The sequence below is a fragment of the Bradyrhizobium sp. Mp27 genome (assembly GCF_029953005.1).
Taxonomy (GTDB): domain Bacteria; phylum Pseudomonadota; class Alphaproteobacteria; order Rhizobiales; family Xanthobacteraceae; genus Bradyrhizobium; species Bradyrhizobium barranii.
Genome location: NZ_JASAUS010000023.1, coordinates 65,302 through 79,867 on the forward strand (window position 1 = coordinate 65,302; position 14,566 = coordinate 79,867).

Annotated in this window: 26 protein-coding genes; 18 read left to right on the top strand and 8 right to left on the bottom strand. The window is 60.2% G+C overall.

The annotated features are described in order from the left end of the window. Positions 1-25: 25 nt before the first annotated feature. The 17 genes from QJT78_RS15150 (at position 26) to QJT78_RS15230 (ending at position 8,330) form a co-directional block, all read left to right on the top strand. Complete coding sequence (locus QJT78_RS15150) at positions 26-904, top strand: ABC transporter permease (protein ID WP_080586500.1); 879 nt, start codon at positions 26-28, stop codon at positions 902-904. Then, entirely contained in the window at positions 901-1,701 is an 801-nt protein-coding gene (locus QJT78_RS15155) for an ABC transporter permease (protein WP_038942344.1), read from the top strand. Before QJT78_RS15150 ends, QJT78_RS15155 begins: the two co-directional genes overlap by 4 nt. A gap of 42 nt (positions 1,702-1,743) precedes the next feature. Next, entirely contained in the window at positions 1,744-2,751 is a 1,008-nt protein-coding gene (locus QJT78_RS15160) for an arginine deiminase family protein (protein WP_028149878.1), read from the top strand. A gap of 156 nt (positions 2,752-2,907) precedes the next feature. Then, positions 2,908-3,939: an LLM class flavin-dependent oxidoreductase gene (locus QJT78_RS15165; protein ID WP_028149879.1), complete on the top strand. Its 1,032-nt coding sequence runs from the start codon at positions 2,908-2,910 to the stop codon at positions 3,937-3,939. Between the two features lie 185 nt (positions 3,940-4,124). After that, positions 4,125-4,535 (top strand): hypothetical protein, encoded by a 411-nt coding sequence (locus QJT78_RS15170; protein ID WP_038942345.1) that lies wholly within the window; start codon positions 4,125-4,127, stop codon positions 4,533-4,535. Continuing rightward, positions 4,532-4,744 (top strand): hypothetical protein, encoded by a 213-nt coding sequence (locus tag QJT78_RS15175; RefSeq protein WP_038942346.1) that lies wholly within the window; start codon positions 4,532-4,534, stop codon positions 4,742-4,744. Before QJT78_RS15170 ends, QJT78_RS15175 begins: the two co-directional genes overlap by 4 nt. Positions 4,745-4,765: 21 nt before the next feature. Further along, positions 4,766-5,128: a hypothetical protein gene (locus QJT78_RS15180; RefSeq protein ID WP_049807471.1), complete on the top strand. Its 363-nt coding sequence runs from the start codon at positions 4,766-4,768 to the stop codon at positions 5,126-5,128. Between the two features lie 27 nt (positions 5,129-5,155). Beyond that, positions 5,156-5,356 (top strand): hypothetical protein, encoded by a 201-nt coding sequence (locus QJT78_RS15185; protein WP_038942348.1) that lies wholly within the window; start codon positions 5,156-5,158, stop codon positions 5,354-5,356. A 15-nt stretch (positions 5,357-5,371) separates the two neighbouring features. Next, positions 5,372-5,578, top strand: a complete 207-nt coding sequence (locus QJT78_RS15190; protein WP_157790207.1) for a hypothetical protein — start codon at positions 5,372-5,374, stop codon at positions 5,576-5,578. Between the two features lie 264 nt (positions 5,579-5,842). Then, positions 5,843-6,061, top strand: coding sequence for a hypothetical protein (locus QJT78_RS15195; RefSeq protein WP_038942351.1), 219 nt, complete (start codon positions 5,843-5,845; stop codon positions 6,059-6,061). A 225-nt stretch (positions 6,062-6,286) separates the two neighbouring features. Continuing rightward, positions 6,287-6,439, top strand: a complete 153-nt coding sequence (locus tag QJT78_RS15200; protein WP_157790206.1) for a hypothetical protein — start codon at positions 6,287-6,289, stop codon at positions 6,437-6,439. Positions 6,440-6,461: 22 nt separating this feature from the next. Beyond that, positions 6,462-6,659 carry a hypothetical protein gene (locus QJT78_RS15205; RefSeq protein WP_038942352.1) on the top strand — a complete coding sequence of 66 codons (198 nt, stop codon included), beginning with the start codon at positions 6,462-6,464 and terminating at the stop codon, positions 6,657-6,659. A gap of 27 nt (positions 6,660-6,686) precedes the next feature. Beyond that, positions 6,687-6,986 (top strand): hypothetical protein, encoded by a 300-nt coding sequence (locus QJT78_RS15210; RefSeq protein WP_038942353.1) that lies wholly within the window; start codon positions 6,687-6,689, stop codon positions 6,984-6,986. A 13-nt stretch (positions 6,987-6,999) separates the two neighbouring features. Next, entirely contained in the window at positions 7,000-7,155 is a 156-nt protein-coding gene (locus QJT78_RS15215; RefSeq protein WP_157790205.1) for a hypothetical protein, read from the top strand. 18 nt (positions 7,156-7,173) lie between these two features. Continuing rightward, a complete protein-coding gene (locus tag QJT78_RS15220) occupies positions 7,174-7,419 on the top strand; it encodes a hypothetical protein (protein ID WP_038942355.1) in 246 nt (81 codons plus the stop codon). A 258-nt stretch (positions 7,420-7,677) separates the two neighbouring features. Then, on the top strand, positions 7,678-7,977 hold the full coding sequence (locus tag QJT78_RS15225; protein WP_049807472.1) for a hypothetical protein: 300 nt from the start codon (positions 7,678-7,680) through the stop codon (positions 7,975-7,977). Positions 7,978-8,006: 29 nt separating this feature from the next. Continuing rightward, on the top strand, positions 8,007-8,330 hold the full coding sequence (locus QJT78_RS15230; protein ID WP_038942357.1) for a hypothetical protein: 324 nt from the start codon (positions 8,007-8,009) through the stop codon (positions 8,328-8,330). On the opposite strand, the gene QJT78_RS15235 is transcribed toward QJT78_RS15230, so the two are convergent. The 7 genes from QJT78_RS15235 to QJT78_RS15265 all read right to left on the bottom strand — a co-directional run bounded on the left by QJT78_RS15235 (position 8,327) and on the right by QJT78_RS15265 (position 12,639). Next, positions 8,327-9,772 carry a hypothetical protein gene (locus QJT78_RS15235; protein WP_038942358.1) on the bottom strand — a complete coding sequence of 482 codons (1,446 nt, stop codon included), beginning with the start codon at positions 9,770-9,772 and terminating at the stop codon, positions 8,327-8,329. The two genes, QJT78_RS15230 and QJT78_RS15235, sit on opposite strands and share 4 nt — an antisense overlap. Position 9,773: 1 nt before the next feature. Continuing rightward, positions 9,774-10,139: a hypothetical protein gene (locus tag QJT78_RS15240; protein ID WP_038942360.1), complete on the bottom strand. Its 366-nt coding sequence runs from the start codon at positions 10,137-10,139 to the stop codon at positions 9,774-9,776. A gap of 23 nt (positions 10,140-10,162) precedes the next feature. Beyond that, complete coding sequence (locus tag QJT78_RS15245) at positions 10,163-10,420, bottom strand: hypothetical protein (protein WP_038942361.1); 258 nt, start codon at positions 10,418-10,420, stop codon at positions 10,163-10,165. Continuing rightward, complete coding sequence (locus QJT78_RS15250) at positions 10,420-10,860, bottom strand: hypothetical protein (RefSeq protein ID WP_038942362.1); 441 nt, start codon at positions 10,858-10,860, stop codon at positions 10,420-10,422. The genes QJT78_RS15245 and QJT78_RS15250 overlap by 1 nt, the downstream gene beginning before the upstream one ends. A gap of 116 nt (positions 10,861-10,976) precedes the next feature. Then, a complete protein-coding gene (locus QJT78_RS15255; protein ID WP_038942363.1) occupies positions 10,977-11,378 on the bottom strand; it encodes a hypothetical protein in 402 nt (133 codons plus the stop codon). Beyond that, on the bottom strand, positions 11,378-11,866 hold the full coding sequence (locus QJT78_RS15260) for a hypothetical protein (RefSeq protein WP_038942364.1): 489 nt from the start codon (positions 11,864-11,866) through the stop codon (positions 11,378-11,380). Before QJT78_RS15260 ends, QJT78_RS15255 begins: the two co-directional genes overlap by 1 nt. Beyond that, the gene (locus tag QJT78_RS15265; RefSeq protein ID WP_038942365.1) at positions 11,863-12,639 is read right to left on the bottom strand and encodes a glycoside hydrolase family 19 protein; all 777 of its coding nucleotides are present in this window, start codon (positions 12,637-12,639) and stop codon (positions 11,863-11,865) included. The genes QJT78_RS15260 and QJT78_RS15265 overlap by 4 nt, the downstream gene beginning before the upstream one ends. An 86-nt stretch (positions 12,640-12,725) precedes the next feature. Here QJT78_RS15265 and QJT78_RS15270 point away from each other — a divergent pair, with 86 nt between their 5' ends. After that, positions 12,726-14,051, top strand: coding sequence for a hypothetical protein (locus tag QJT78_RS15270; protein ID WP_157790202.1), 1,326 nt, complete (start codon positions 12,726-12,728; stop codon positions 14,049-14,051). On the opposite strand, the gene QJT78_RS15275 is transcribed toward QJT78_RS15270, so the two are convergent. Then, positions 14,017-14,424 carry a hypothetical protein gene (locus QJT78_RS15275; RefSeq protein ID WP_281460261.1) on the bottom strand — a complete coding sequence of 136 codons (408 nt, stop codon included), beginning with the start codon at positions 14,422-14,424 and terminating at the stop codon, positions 14,017-14,019. The two genes, QJT78_RS15270 and QJT78_RS15275, sit on opposite strands and share 35 nt — an antisense overlap. Positions 14,425-14,566 lie beyond the last annotated feature (142 nt).

Below are 14,566 nucleotides of genomic sequence, written 5' to 3' on the forward strand. Positions count from 1 at the left end.
CCCCGAGCGCCCGGGTCCGATATCGATGAGCTCTCCTGCAGATCAGCTGACGCCCTCGCCGTCCCGTCCGGGCTTCGGCGTAACCGCGCGCTACTGGCTGCTGATCCTGCCGGCCCTGGCGCTGATGATCGTTTGTTATGTCTACCCGATCTCGAAGGTGCTCTGGTTGAGCGTCACCGAGCCGCAGCCGGGCCTCGACAACTACGCCATGCTTGCGACCAGCGCGTCGATCCAGCGCATGCTGGCGACGACGGCGCGCATCAGCGTCATCAGCACGCTGATCACGCTCGTGCTCGGCTACATCGTATCCTACGCGCTGGTCCATGCAAGCGAGCGGGTCCGCCGCTGGATGTTCCTCGGCGTTCTCGTGCCGCTGTGGATCTCTGTCCTGGTGCGCGCCTTCGCCTGGTTTGTGCTGCTGCGGCGCGAGGGTCTCATCAACAATATCCTGATCTCAAGCGGACTGGTTGACGCTCCGCTCAGCCTGATCTGGAACGAGACCGGTGTGCTGATCGGCATGGTCCACTACATGCTGCCCTTCGGCATCCTCCCGATCCACGCCAACATGCGCGACATCGATCAACGATGCGTTGCCGCAGCCCGGGGCCTTGGTGCCAGCCGCGCCGTCGCGTTCCGCCAGGTGTTCCTGCCATTGTCGATGCCCGGAGTAGTCGGCGCCAGTATCCTCGTGTTCATCTTCTCCCTCGGCTTCTTCGTGACCCCGGCCATTCTCGGCGGCGGCAAGACTCTGATGATCGCCGAATATATCAAGGTCCAGATTCTCGAGATCGTCCGCTGGGGCGTCGGCAGCATGCTGGCCGGCACCCTGCTCATCATCATCGGCGGGCTGCTTGTCGCGCTCGCCCGCGTCGTCGATCTGCGCAAGCTGTTCGGGTCCATATGAGCACCAGCAGCACCGCATTCGAAGGCTCCTCGCCCATAACGCGCTCGATTGCATGGGCGATTATCTGCTTTCTCGTCCTGCCTATCACCATCGTCTTCGCGGTGTCGCTGACCGATCGCCCCTATCTGTCGCTGCCACGCGACGGCGTCTCGCTGCAATATTATCACAACCTGCTGACCAGCCAGGCCTGGCTGACGAGCATCCTGCACAGCCTCGTCATCGCGATCTGCTCGACGGTCATCGCGACGGTCGCCGGAACGCTCTGCGCTATCGGATGCTGGCGTCTCGGCAACCGTGCCAGCAATATCGTCCGCCTCGTCATGCTGATGCCGATCATGGTGCCGACCATCGTCTACGCACTCGGCATCTATCAGGTCTGGGTGGACCTCAGGCTGATCGATACCTACACCGGCGTGATCATCGCCCATGCGGTGACCGGCATGCCCTATGTGATCATCACCGTCTCGACGGCGCTCGCCGGCTTCGACCCCAGGCTCGAACAGGCGGCCCTCAACCTCGGCGCCAGCATTGGCCAGACGCTGCGCATGGTCATCATTCCGAACATTCTGCCGGGCATCATCTCCGGCGTGATCTTCGCCTTCATCCACAGTTGGGATGAGCTGGTGATCGTGCTGTTCATTGCCGGCCGCGGGGTTTTCACGCTTCCGCGGCGGATGTGGGACGGCATCAACGAACAACTCGATCCCACCATGGCCGCAGTCGCCGCCGTGCTCATCCTGATCACGGTCAGTCTTCTCTTCATCGATATCGCAGTCCGGGCGTACCGCTCGCGTTGAGCCCGCATGCGCCACACCAACCACTTCCCGCAGGAGACCCTCATGTCGATCATTTCCGAGCCCGAATTTCGCTACAACATGCTGATCAAAGCGTTTCCGTCGCGCGCCGAACCGGCCTTCGAGACGGAATCGGAGCAGGTCGGCGTTTGGGGGCGCCGCTGGGGCTGCAACAACGACGTCGGCCAGATCCGGATGGTGCTCATGCATCGCCCCGGCGCCGAGTTGAATATCGTTGACGCGAACAAGCGCCTGCCCGAGATCGGCGCCTTCGGCGACCCCGAGCAAGGCTGGTACTGGCGCGGTGACGTGATCCCGGATCTGGCCGCACAGCAGAGCCAGCATGACGCGCTCGCTCAGGCGTTACGCGAGGAAGGCGCGGAGGTCGTCTATGTCGATCAATGCGCGCCGGGCAAGATGAAGACCGTCTACACGCGCGACAGCGTGATTGCCGTCGACGGCGGCGCCATCGTCACCCGCCTCGGCCCCCCGATCAGGCGCGGGGAAGAGCTGCCGGTCAGCCGTACCCTGTCCAAGCTCGGGATGCCGATCCTCAGGACGATCTCCGGCACGGGACTCATGGAAGGTGGCAGCTTCGCCTTCATCACGCCCAAGGTCGCGGTCGTGGGGCTATCGAGCCGCGTCGACGAGGAAGGCGCGCGCCAGCTCGAGGAAGTGTTGCGCACGCAGGGCGTGGAGCTGCTGCGCGTCCAGCTGACTGGCTATCGGCTGCACATCGACGGCATGTTCGTGATGATCGACCGCGATACCGCCTTCGTGAACCCGACGTTGCTGCCGTTCTGGTTCCTTGACAAATTGAAAGAACTCGGGATTCGCCAGATCGAGGTCTGTCCCGATGACCAGAACTGGGTGATCAATTGTCTCGCCGTACGCCCGGGCCATGTCATCGTGCCCGAAGGCATTTCGCCGCGGACCATGGAGAAATTCGCCAAGGCCGGCATCACCACGCGCGTTGTGGCTTACGACAAGGTCGCGCTCGGCGGCGGCGGCATCCACTGCTCGACCTCGCCGCTGATCCGCGATCCGCTCTGACTGTCATGAGCACGAGGCGGCAACGACATCTGCCGCCTCGTGACCGCGCAGAGAGCAAGGGTCTACCAAACGGAAACCGAGCATTTCCGAAACCCGCCTTGTGACCCGGCGGCCATCCACTAGATGTCGTCGATCCTCCCCACAGAGACCTGATCGATGACCGCACCGCTCGAATTCGGACTGGACACCTTTGGCGACGTCACCAGGGACGCCACCGGCGCCATGCTTGCGCATGCGCAGGTGATCCGCAACGTCGTCGACGAAGCCGTGCTGGCCGACGAGCTCGGCCTCGACTTCATCGGCCTCGGCGAGCACCACCGATCTGATTTTGCGATCTCCTCGCCCGAGACCGTGCTCGCCGCGATCGCGTCGCGCACCAGGCGCATCCATCTCGGCTCGGCCGTGACGGTGCTGAGCTCGGACGACCCCATTCGCGTGTTCCAGCGCTTTGCCACGCTCGATGCGCTCTCCAACGGTCGCGCCGAGGTTATCCTCGGCCGCGGCTCCTTCACCGAATCCTTTCCGCTGTTCGGCTTCGACCTGCGCGCTTACGAGGCGCTGTTCGAGGAGAAGCTCGACCTGTTCGCGGCACTCTTGTCGCAGCAGCCGGTGACCTGGGAAGGCAAGCTGCGTCCGCCGCTGAAAGAGCAGCTGGTCTATCCGCCGGTCGAGAACGGCCGGCTTAAGACCTGGATCGGCGTCGGCGGCAGCCCGCAATCGGTGGTGCGCGCCGCGCATTACGACCTGCCCCTGATGCTCGCGATCATCGGCGGCGATCCCGCGCGCTTTGCGCCTTACGTCGATCTCTATCACCGCGCCTTCAAGGAGTTCGGCCGCCCGGCGCAGCCGATCGGCGTACACTCGCCCGGTTACGTCGCCGAGACGGACGAACAGGCGCGCGAAGAGCTGTGGCCCGACTACAAAGCGATGCGCGACCGGATCGGCAAGGAGCGCGGCTGGCCGCCGATGGGCCGCGACGAGTTCGTCAATGAGGCCGAGCACGGCTCGCTCTATGTCGGCTCGCCGGAAACCGTCGCGCGCAAGATCGCCAAGACCGCAAAGGCGCTTGGCATCTCGCGCTTCCAGCTGAAATATTCGGCCGGGCCTTTGCCGCACGAGAAGCTGATGAGGAGCATCGAGCTTTACGGGCGGAAAGTGGTGCCGATGGTCAGGGAGATGATGGGGTGACTTACGCTCTGGACCAGTCCGCCTACGCCCTCCGGGCTACGGCGTGACAGCCTTCGCTAGCTTCGCGTGACGGTGATTTGGTCTGGCTTGCCCAGCCGTAGCTCGCGAAGCGAGCGAAGGCTGGTGGGGGAGGCAGAAGTCAAATCCTCTAATCCCGCCAAGCCCTTACCGGAAAGTGAGGGATAATGAGCAGCTTTGAAGCCAAGGGGGAAGTTTCGCAGGCTCCCGCACCTTCCGCGCGCGACATTGGTGAGAAGATCGTGGCAGAGACCGAGCGCTTGCTGGAGCTTGAAGCGGCGTTCTTTGTGTCGCTGGTTAGCAACGGTCTGCCGGCGGACATTTCTGAACTTCTGACCTATGGGAACGCCAAGCAGGGTATCCCGCCACGCCTGATACAAAAGGCCATCAAGGCGACCATTCCGCTCGATGTTGAGCGGGAACGGAATGAGGCTCGGCAAATGGTGATCGAGGCCAATAATTCTCTCTACGGATCCCAGGGATATTTCCACTCTTTGGACGGCGGCCCCTTCGATAGATACCATCTGAGCCGGGGGATCGAAAAACTAAAAGCCACCAATAGGAGGAATGCCCCATGACCGACTTCACCGAAACCCGATCCACGCTGAAGAAGCTGGCGATGGCACACGGAGGCACGACCGCGATCGGCCGCGCCTGCCACAACCTGCTGGAGATGACAGAGAACTTCGCCAAGAGTTCGGATGGCTGGCAGAAGTCTCGGCTCGCCTGGAGCATCCACCGGGAGAAGGAGCGGCCTGCGGACCTCCGCAAGGCCGTCAGTCAGTGACGCTGAGCAGGGGAGATCGCCATGGCGTGGAACGATGATAGCTGGCGGGACAGCTACGACGACTGGAAGCTCGCCTCGCCCTATGACGACTACGACGAGGATGAGGATCGGTGTGACCACACAGATGCCGATCTGGACATCTTGGACTACCGCTATAGGTGCAGTTGCGGCCATAGCTGGCAGGCCACCGCAGTCCAGGTCGAGGCCGAGATCGAGCGCCAGCGGGAATATTCCGAGTGGGAGGAGCGCGAGAACCGCCGGCAACGGTGGCGCGACCTCTTCTCCCCCATTTTGTACCCGCTCTCGCTCGCCCACTGGCGTCTGCACAAACTTAAGCTTCGCTGGCGGAAATCCTCGGCGAACGACGACGACATTCCGTTTTAGCACCACACAGGTCTGGCAAGGAGAACGATGATGTTAAGAGATTCCGAGATAGTGCATCTTACGGAAGCCTTGGAGCGCTCGAAGGAACGTCGAAAGACATGGTTTGGCGAGCGCAAGACGAGTGCTGCCGAGGCGGCCGAAGCTGTTTTACTCGCCTATGTCCCGGCCCTTTTAGCTGAGGCGCGGGATGCGCGCATGGTCAAGCGCCAGTTCAAAGCTGTTCAGTAGCAAATGGGGAAGAACATGAAAATCAAAGTCGTGACGATGCACATCTGCGAAGCCTGCCTGGATGGCGTCGGGCAGGAATGCCACACGCCGGAATGCGCGATGTGGCTGCATAGCGTTGATCTCCCGTTCCAGGAAGGCACCTACGAGGTTCAGCGGGAGTACGATTCCGAGCCCGCAGCTCCGCCGCGCATCCCGGCGCTCTCGAATGGAGAGCGCGGATGAATTGGGCTAAAAGCGCCCCTTGGTACAAGCGTTTCGTGATCGGCGACCAGTGGCCGAACAAGACGAGCTGGTACGTTTTGCAGGCCCAGATCCGCGGCACCCATATCTTGGTCGAGCGGCATACGCGGGATTGCACTTGCTCCTACTGCCGCGGTGAGCACGGCAGCGGCCCGCTTTGGCTCCCGCAAGCCAGGGGGCGAGGCTGGCGCATCATCAATCTATTCCACCGGCTGTACATTCGCTGGTGCTGACCGAGGAGCATTCATGAGACCAGAAGACGCACTGATCAGCCGCCGCATTGTCCCCGCTGGCGACAATGCCGTTAGCGTAATTGAGTTATGGGATACCAGCCACCCGTCCAGCCCATTTACGGTCATCAAGTTCAATGAGAAGGCAACGATGCCGAACCCTTACGAACGGGTGTTTATTCTCTCAAATGAAGAGTTCAGAGAGATTGGCATCAAGCCTCATCCCAACTGCTGAGCAGGGAGCGTACATGACGTGGGGGCAATGGGCATCGGCGGCAGAGCATCGCCGATATATGCAGCCGATCAAGAGGCGCGGCAAATGCTGGTGCTGCAAGCAGCGGATAACCCACGGCGGCTTCGCCAACGGCATCATACTGGTGGATGGGTGCGAGCTTCTGGTGAGACGGTGGGTGAAGGACGCTTCGTTACCGCGCCGATCTGCGGCGCGGGGAGTCACCACATGACCTACGAACAACTCGAATACGTGGCCAGGGCGATCTTTTGCGCCGATGCCCGCGGCGGGTTGCGGGAGTGGCTTGCAATAGACCAGGACCATCGGAATTATTACATGCGGCTAGCCAAGGCAGCGGCCGATGCTATGCCGCGCACCTAAACGAGCATCGAGGAACAAGACCATGACCATTAGCCACGAATATGCAGAAGAGTTGGGCCGTCAGATTGACGAGCTAGAGGCAGAGAATGAGCGCCTGCGTGAGTTCTCGACTTGGGTTGATACTTGGGTATCGAACCCGGTCACGTCGTATTCTGTCTACGCCCTTGACGGGCTTTTCGGTACGACCCGCGACAAACTCGCCGCACTACGGCGCTCTTGAGCAGCCACTATCAGACAGGAGAATAGCATGTGCCGCCTGACCAACGTCCCGCACCAGAAAGACCGCGCAGAGCTCGATGTGCGCGTACAGAACGACACAGTTAGGGTCGTGTCGATTGATCCCAAGGACCGCATTCTGGACCCCGACAATTGGTGGGGCGTTGGGGATCTTTACATTGGAGATCATATGTTCAAGCCGGAGATGCAGGATAGCTTGCGAGAGATGGTCGGGCACGCCTTGGTTTCAGCGATCTATCAGGCAAGAGATATCGGGTATCGCCAAGCGCAGGCTGACATTCGAGCCGCGCTCGGTCTTGCCCGATCCTAAACAGGACGTGAGCATGTGGTTCGAAATCTATGACGCCTGGGGCAACAAGTATCTGCTGGAGCGGTTCACGTACCAGCAGGCGAAGGCGTTCTGCGAAAAGAATGAGCCGCCGGCAGGCGGATCGGGGCCGTCTCCTCGATACTCAATCCTCCCTGCCCGGCAATCCTAAGCGAACATCGAGGATGAGATGAGCACACCGGATTGGGTGAAATGCCTTCAAGACGAGCTTGATGCGGCGGACCTCGTCATTGTCTCTAGGGCCTTATTTGAATCCAAGCTGGACGAGATCGGTCGACTGCGAGGGGTGCTAAAGCGGATATCTGATTGGTGCCCGGCGACGCAGGAGATGACCCTGGCCCACCAAATGGCTCAAGAGGCGGAAGACGCCTTAGTCACTACAGATGATGGGCAACCATCGCAAGTGAGGGAATGATGACGCCTCTTGAGGTCGCTAGGGCGTGGCACAGCGTCAAAGATGAATGGTGGGTGCGCCGAAATGGGGCGTATGATCGCCGGCAATGGGAGGTCGTTCACCACTGGGGCGGCAACCTGATCTCAGACGACACCATGAAGGTGATCAGCCGTCACGAAACCAAGGACGGTGCCGACCGGAAGGCAGAACGACTTGAGGATTCTGCCAGAGGCGCCGCCGTCCTCGCGGCACTTACCCGCTCTCCCTGAGGAAGCTCTGATGACAGACATAATCGAACGCGTCGCTACCGCTATCAGGTCTGGCTTGGAATCCAGCGGGTTCGCCAGCATCCAAGCCAACGGCCCGAACGGGGAAGAGGGACTGAGGCAGCTTTTTGAGGTCCTGGCGATGGATGCCGTCGAGGCCATGCCTAAGAAGGTTTGGATCTACACCGACACGAGCAAGCAGGTCGGAGACAAGGACCACATGAAGGTCTTTGCGACCGAGGACGCCGCCCGCGCGTGGTTCGCCGAGAACGACCCGGAAGGCGTGGCGTTCGAGTATGAGGTCCAGTCTTGACCGCCCTCCCGCCCGCGGAATCATGCGGGATGGCAGACGATCTATCCTTGCGCCGCACCGTGATCGGCGGCGAAACAGCTCCCGACGATTACACTGTGATCTGGGATGAGCTGGCGATCGGCCGCATCCACCGCTCGATCGGCCTCAACGGCAAGGACGTATGGTCGTGGTCATGTGCCCTGCCGAACGTGCCACAGCGGAGCACGCATCGCGGCCGCGCCGACAGCCTCGAGGCAGCCAAGGCAGCTTTCCGTACCGCCTGGACGGACCTGCAATCCCAGATCAGCTACGACCAGATCAAGGAAGCCCGCGCGCTCGATGGCGACCGTAGCCGCCCTTGGCACCGAACCTAGAACGTCGTGATAGTCCCGCCCCCTGCCCCCGGCGTCTGACCTCCGCCAGGCAGGAAGTTCCTCGTCTTGATCGTCGAGGTGTTCGAGGCGAGCAGAGACGTAGCCGAGACCGCGGAGCGACAGTTCTGGAGCCACATGACGGCGGTCGCCTGGGTCTGGAAGTCGGTCGGGGTAGTCGCGCCGCCGTGGCTAACATCGCCGAGGCTGTCATGGGCATACGTCCCAAGGCACCACATCTGGTTGCCGTTGATCGGGATGACGTTGGCGCCGTAGTTTCCATAGTACTCGCCGTTCACGTCGATGCCGATGGCGTTGTCGTGCGAGGTCAGGCCGTTGCAGGATTGGACCGTGTCCCGGCCGTTGTTGTAGCCCTTGCAGTTGATCGTGAGCGTGTAGAGCAGAACAGTTCCGCCCGGCGTCCAATGCGTGTTGAAGCCGTCCGCCTCGTTCTGGGAGCCGATGCAATTGACCAGGGCTGCCAGCCCCGTCATGTAGTCGAGCTTCCAGCCGTTGACGTTGGTGGCGGAATCGCCGGCGTACTGAGCACGGCAGTTCACAGCCATAAAGTTCATCGTGGCCGCGGCGGTGCAGGCTACAGCGCCGGCAGTGCCGCCCTGGAACGCAAAGCCCTTCAGATAGACGTCCTTCGACGTCCCATCCTGCACATAGTTCGGGGTGGCCTTGAGCAGCGCACGGGTGTTCGCGTTCGTCACTGCGTCGTTGTTGGTGCGATGCACGTAGATGTTTGTCGTAACCTGCGCCCACGAATTAGGGGTGCTGTTGCAGGTCGCCGCGTCCGCGACCTGGACCATGCGGAGGTAATCGCCGTTCGCATCCGTGGCGCTGACGTCGATGATCTGGGAGACGTTCGAGCGCGCCGCGACGTAGCAGTTTGTGAAGGTGGCATCAGGCGTGCCGGGCCAAGTCAGCGTCGAGCCGACCCAGCATTCTACTGTGCCACCTGTTGCCACGTAGGCCGCCGGCTGCGTATTCGGAACCGGAGTGCTGGTGTTGCTGAAGCCGTTCTCTCGGGGATACCCGCCCGCGATCGCGGCGACCGAGACGTTGAACGGGACGGCAGCGGTATTGCCGAGCTGCGTGGCCTTCCAGATCGACTTGACGGCGGTACCGAGGCTCGTTCCGTTCGCTGCGTCGCTGCCCGTGCTGCCGTTAACGAAATAGGTCGGGCCGGCGAGCGCAGCGGCGGCGTAGGCTTCCGGGACAAAGTTGGTCGTGAAGGCGTAAGGTCCGGTCTGGCGGATCGTGAGGGGGTAGGTTGCAAACGGCCAGTTGAAGCCGGATGGCGGCGATGCCACCCCCGCTCCCCCAAGGACATCGCCCATGTGACCGAAGCCGGCTCCGAGCTTGCCAAGCCCGAAAGCGTTCGCTTCGGTAACGCCCGCGAGGACGGCGGCGCCAGTCAACAATTCACGACGATTCATATCAGGGCGCCGCGATAACGGAGACCGTAGCGCCGGGCTGAACCCCGAAATACTCGGGGCTCAGAGCCGGAATGAGCGTGCTCGAGGTCGTAGCCGTGCCGCTGCCGCTGATTGCGCACTGCACTTCGCAGACGATCCGGATGTATTTGGTCTGGGCGTTGAACGCCGCCGAGGACTGCACCCCGCCGCTGATATCCAGCGTCGATTGGGTGGCGATGGAAGGGATTGCCGCCATCTGGCCGGCAGAACCGCCGCTCGCCGTGGCAGTGAGAACGGCGAATTCCGAGATCCAGACACGGGACGCGGCATTGGCAGCGGTTGCGGACAGCACAAAGAGTGCCGCCGCAAGAATCGACTTGCGAAGCATTGGTAGTCTCCAGTTATGAAAGGCTAAACTCTACAGGTCCGGCGGATTTGCCAGATTTGGCGGATAGACAGGCCGCGCTCGACGGCGAACGCGATAGCTGCGACCTTGCCCTTTTCGGCGATGAGCCGGCGGACATCTTCACATGTGTAGGGCTGACTATCAGCCGGAGTTGCAGGCCATGCCGGGCGCGTCGTCAGCAGGATAAAGACCGCGGACAAGATGAAGATGCCAACGATCATGACGACCAAAAAAGTGTTGGCGCAGCGCTTTGCTTGAGGCATCAGTTCGACTTGCCCGACAGTTCGGCCTTAAGATCCTTGATATCTGCTTTGATGTCAGAGCCCATTGCTTTGATGTCTGCTTTGATCGAATCCGTCGCCCGCTCAAACTCGCCCTTTTGGACGAAGTTGTCCCGGTTCCAAATCTCGATAGCGTGCATCTCTTTTTCGACCGTCTCGATGAACCGTCTCAAGGCTGACCCCATCTCTCCGACGTGGTTGTCTTGAGCTCTCTGCGAGTCTTGGAAGTCACGGCGCAGATCTCCCATTTCTTTATTACGAGCGACGACAGCAGCGGCAAGCGCTTCTGATCGCGCTAGAACTTCCGCGGATATCTTCTCGCTCGTATCGGTTTTGATGGCTGAAACTGCTTTAGTAATGCCAACAATCATGCCGCCTACAGTGAGCAGAAAGCCGCCCACCGCCACCCATTCATTGATCATCTAGTTAAGTCCCTAGTAATCCGCCGATTGCTAGGATCAGCCCCAGCCTGTGTAGAGGTTGCCACCTCTCATGGGTTAGGCTCGGCCTGCCGTTGCTCGCGGACAGGCCGGGCCGCCTACTTTCTGATTGCACTAATGATCGTTGCTACGTTCTCAGCGCCTCGTTTGGCAAAATAGAAACCGATGACAAGATTGGCGGCCCACAGCACCCATCCAGTAAGGGGATCAGTGCTTCCCAACGCCAAAACCTTGTCCCAGATCAAAAGCTTCGCGTAATAAAATAGCGTGACGTACGCGAAGAGCTTTTCGATTTCCCATGGATGCCCGATCTGAGCGATCTTTAGCGAGGTGATCGCCTGCGTTTCCGCCACGCTTGCGCCGATCTCTTGACCAGCCAGTGTTGCGGCCGTCTGCTTGTCAGTCGTCGTGGCTGTCAGGTGTGCCTGATAGGCCGCAACCATTGCTTTCGCGACGGGGCCGCCAAGAAACTGGAATATGAGTGATGCAAAGGCGAACATCAGTTCTTCGCCTCTTCCACCGCTTTCACGGCCTGTTGGTTGGCAACATCAGCTCTGGCAATAGCCTGCGCTGCGGCCGGCGTGACCTGGGCCTGAGGAAGGGCCACAACATCGAGCGGCTTCGTGGTTGTCTTGCGCAGCCGATTGATCAGAAGCCCGATAATGCCGATCGCAGCCGTCGCGGACAGGTTGCGCATGTCAGGCGGGATCTGAAGCCAGTCGAAAATCCGCGTCGTAAGCGGGGTCAGATCGAGGGTATGCGCGAAGGTTGCCAAGCTATCGTAGAACGTAACGAACAGGCCGCCGACCCACAGAAGCCGGCCAACCAGGATCGTTTCCGACTTCTTGAACAGTGCCGATTCCAGCGTATCGACGCTCGCAAAGAAACCCTGTGCCCAAGCCTGCTTCTTGAGCCACGGCCGGAGGATGAGCGCATAGATGAACGCCAGCGCCACGAACAGCGCCAGCACGAGCAGAAAGATGGTCATGAATTCCTCTTGAAGATTGAAAGGACGCTGGAAAAGAAACCGCTCCGAGCGGGTTGCGCTGGAGCGGGAGAAATCGTCGGCGATGGGGTGACTTGCGGCGGCGGCTTCGGAGGCGGCTTCTCAAGGCCCGGAATCGTGAAGTCTATTGGCCCCTCACCAAGCGCCCTCTTCCATCTCGAAAGCCAATCAATACGCTGGCTTAGGCCAACCGTTCCGCCATTGAGGCGCTTTGTCACCGAGACCACATCGTCGGCCTTAGCGAACGGAAGGCACCCGCAATTCACGAAGTCGGAAACGGCACACTCCAGGAAAAAAGTCGGGTCAATCAGAAGGTCGGGATTATGAACCACGTCGAGGCCGGTCTGTTTCGCAACGCGCTCGTAGCCCTCGCGACCCGTCGTCTGTGAGCCACCTCGGCCGCGAAAATTCCAGCCATCGTTCGAGCCGGCGGCGTTCCCCATGCGACCGTTGTAGACCTTGTTCGCAAGAGCTTGCGGATTGTGGGCATATGGCTGCGCACTCGCGATGGTCGGGAAGCGGCCCGGCCAGACCTCCGTCATGCGCTGCGCCGAGTAGCTGAGGTTTTCCACAACGTCATGGCCGGCACCGCATTCATGGCTGATTTGGGCCATTACGTGCGCCACCAACAGGGGGCTGTTGATACCGTACTTGGCGAAGACTGCCGGCGCCGATACGGCAATCCCGTCACGAAGGCCCGAGACCTTCTCGTCCCCATTAGGCCAAAGGTTGTAGAGGATGTTGATGAAGGCCATGAGAGTTCCATAGAAAAAGCCGCCTCTGGGGCGGCTGTTGATCGATCAAGGGTTGTGGTGGTATGGCGTCTGAAGGGGAGGAACAGATGCCAGATTTAAGCCGTTATTCCTTTGTGAGCCGCGACGTGTTACTCGGTCTAATTTTAGCGCTCATTCTATCGTCACATGCCGTTTTGGTGCTCTGCTACGGCTTGGTCGGAAGCGCTGGGAACGGCGCTTTCACGGCAACTATTCTCGCCGCGCCGACAGCAGCTTTGTTGCTTCTATGCATTCGAAAGGGCATTGAGTTCCACGCGCCGGACTTCCTTTTCTTGGGGCTACTTCTGGCGATAGCGATATCGTTTCTGCTCAATCCGCGAGCCGCTCCTATCAAAGAAATCATCCTGCTCATTCTGACGTTTTCAACCTACCCGGCCTGCCGTTTTATTTCGTCTGAGCAGATCGGTCGCTTGATGCCTTCCTTTGCAGTTGCGACGGGCGCATTCTCTGTGATCGGCGCAGTTGTGACCGCGGTGGCAATGTACGAACAGTGGGGTAGTGATCGCGTCAAACCTGTTGTCCTGGGGTTTGAGGCAGCGCCGATCTATTTTTTGACGGCGCTTGGTCTGTTCATGCTCGCAGTAGTTTCCCGCAAAATGACAGCTCGCCGAGCTATAGTTCTGGCGCTTTTCCTGTTCCCACTCATCTTCATTTTTTCGGCGGCGATGGTTCGCTTCACCTTTATCGCCATCTTTGGTGCGTTGGTGGTCGCGACGCTGCTTAGTGACAGCAAGCAACGATGGCGTATCGGTATCGTATCTCTGGGCATCGTGGCCGGAATCGTCGCTGGTTTGGCCACACGATCGAAAGCTGCCGATTTCCTGATTACTTACACTATGGAAGCAGCAGGCGGGCACCCTGTGCGAGCTGCCGGCCTTCCCGGACCTGATGTGAACGTCAGAACAGACGGCGCCGCACCGAGCTGCCATACGACGGTGAACCTTCGAAACTCCCTTGATATCAGAAAGGCAGTTTTCCGCGATGCCCTGTTTTACATCCCAAAGGCAGGCGCATTCGGATACGGGCTGGACGGGTTCACGAAGCTTTCGTGTGTCGAGGGCACCCAAGTTCATAATTCGATCATGCAAGCGATCGTTGAGTTCGGATGGATCGGAGGCGCTTGCTTCGTCCTCCTCATCTTCGCCGCTGGCATTCCGTTGTTGCCAATATCGAGAATTGATGACGACGTCCGGTTCATCGTATGCGGACTTTCCTTCGCCGTTATGCTGATAATCGCATACGGCCGCATCAGCCAGGACGCCATTATCTTCGCATTCATCGGCTGCTCGGCGGGTGCCCTACGTCGCAACTCGCTATTTCCGACGCGCGGGTACGGCGCTACTGGCTCTCATAAACCCCAGATAGTTTCATGATGTTGTTCACTTGCAAAGATGCGCCGCTAAGGATGCAAACCATTGTTGAGGACGCCGCGCCGACAAAGCAGGTAAAAGGAGCGCCGGATACGTTGGTATCGCGTCCGGCACCTCCAGCCGCAGATTGCGCCGTTGACGGCAGCGTAAATTGAAACTGGGCGCCCGAACATGTGCCGATCGCGGTCAGGCTTGCGTCCAACTGGAAAAATACGGTCTTGCCCAACTGTTTGAAGCGGGCCGCCGTGGTTGACCATGTGCCTGCGCCAGTGGTGCATTGCGGCGATGCCGTGTAAGTCCCCCATGCCGTACCAGTATCACCCGTTCCGCCATTGGCGACCGGCAGCGTACCTGTAACGCCGGTGGTGAGCGGCAACCCGGTTAGGTTCGTTGCCGTACCAGATGCCAGAGCTGGCCCCGGTTGTTTGGACAGCGCCCCGCTGGATTTAAGTGGATTCCTGCCGGGTTATGCTGAACGCGGGGCTTTACGGTTTTGTCGTTGCGTCGGGAGGGCGTAG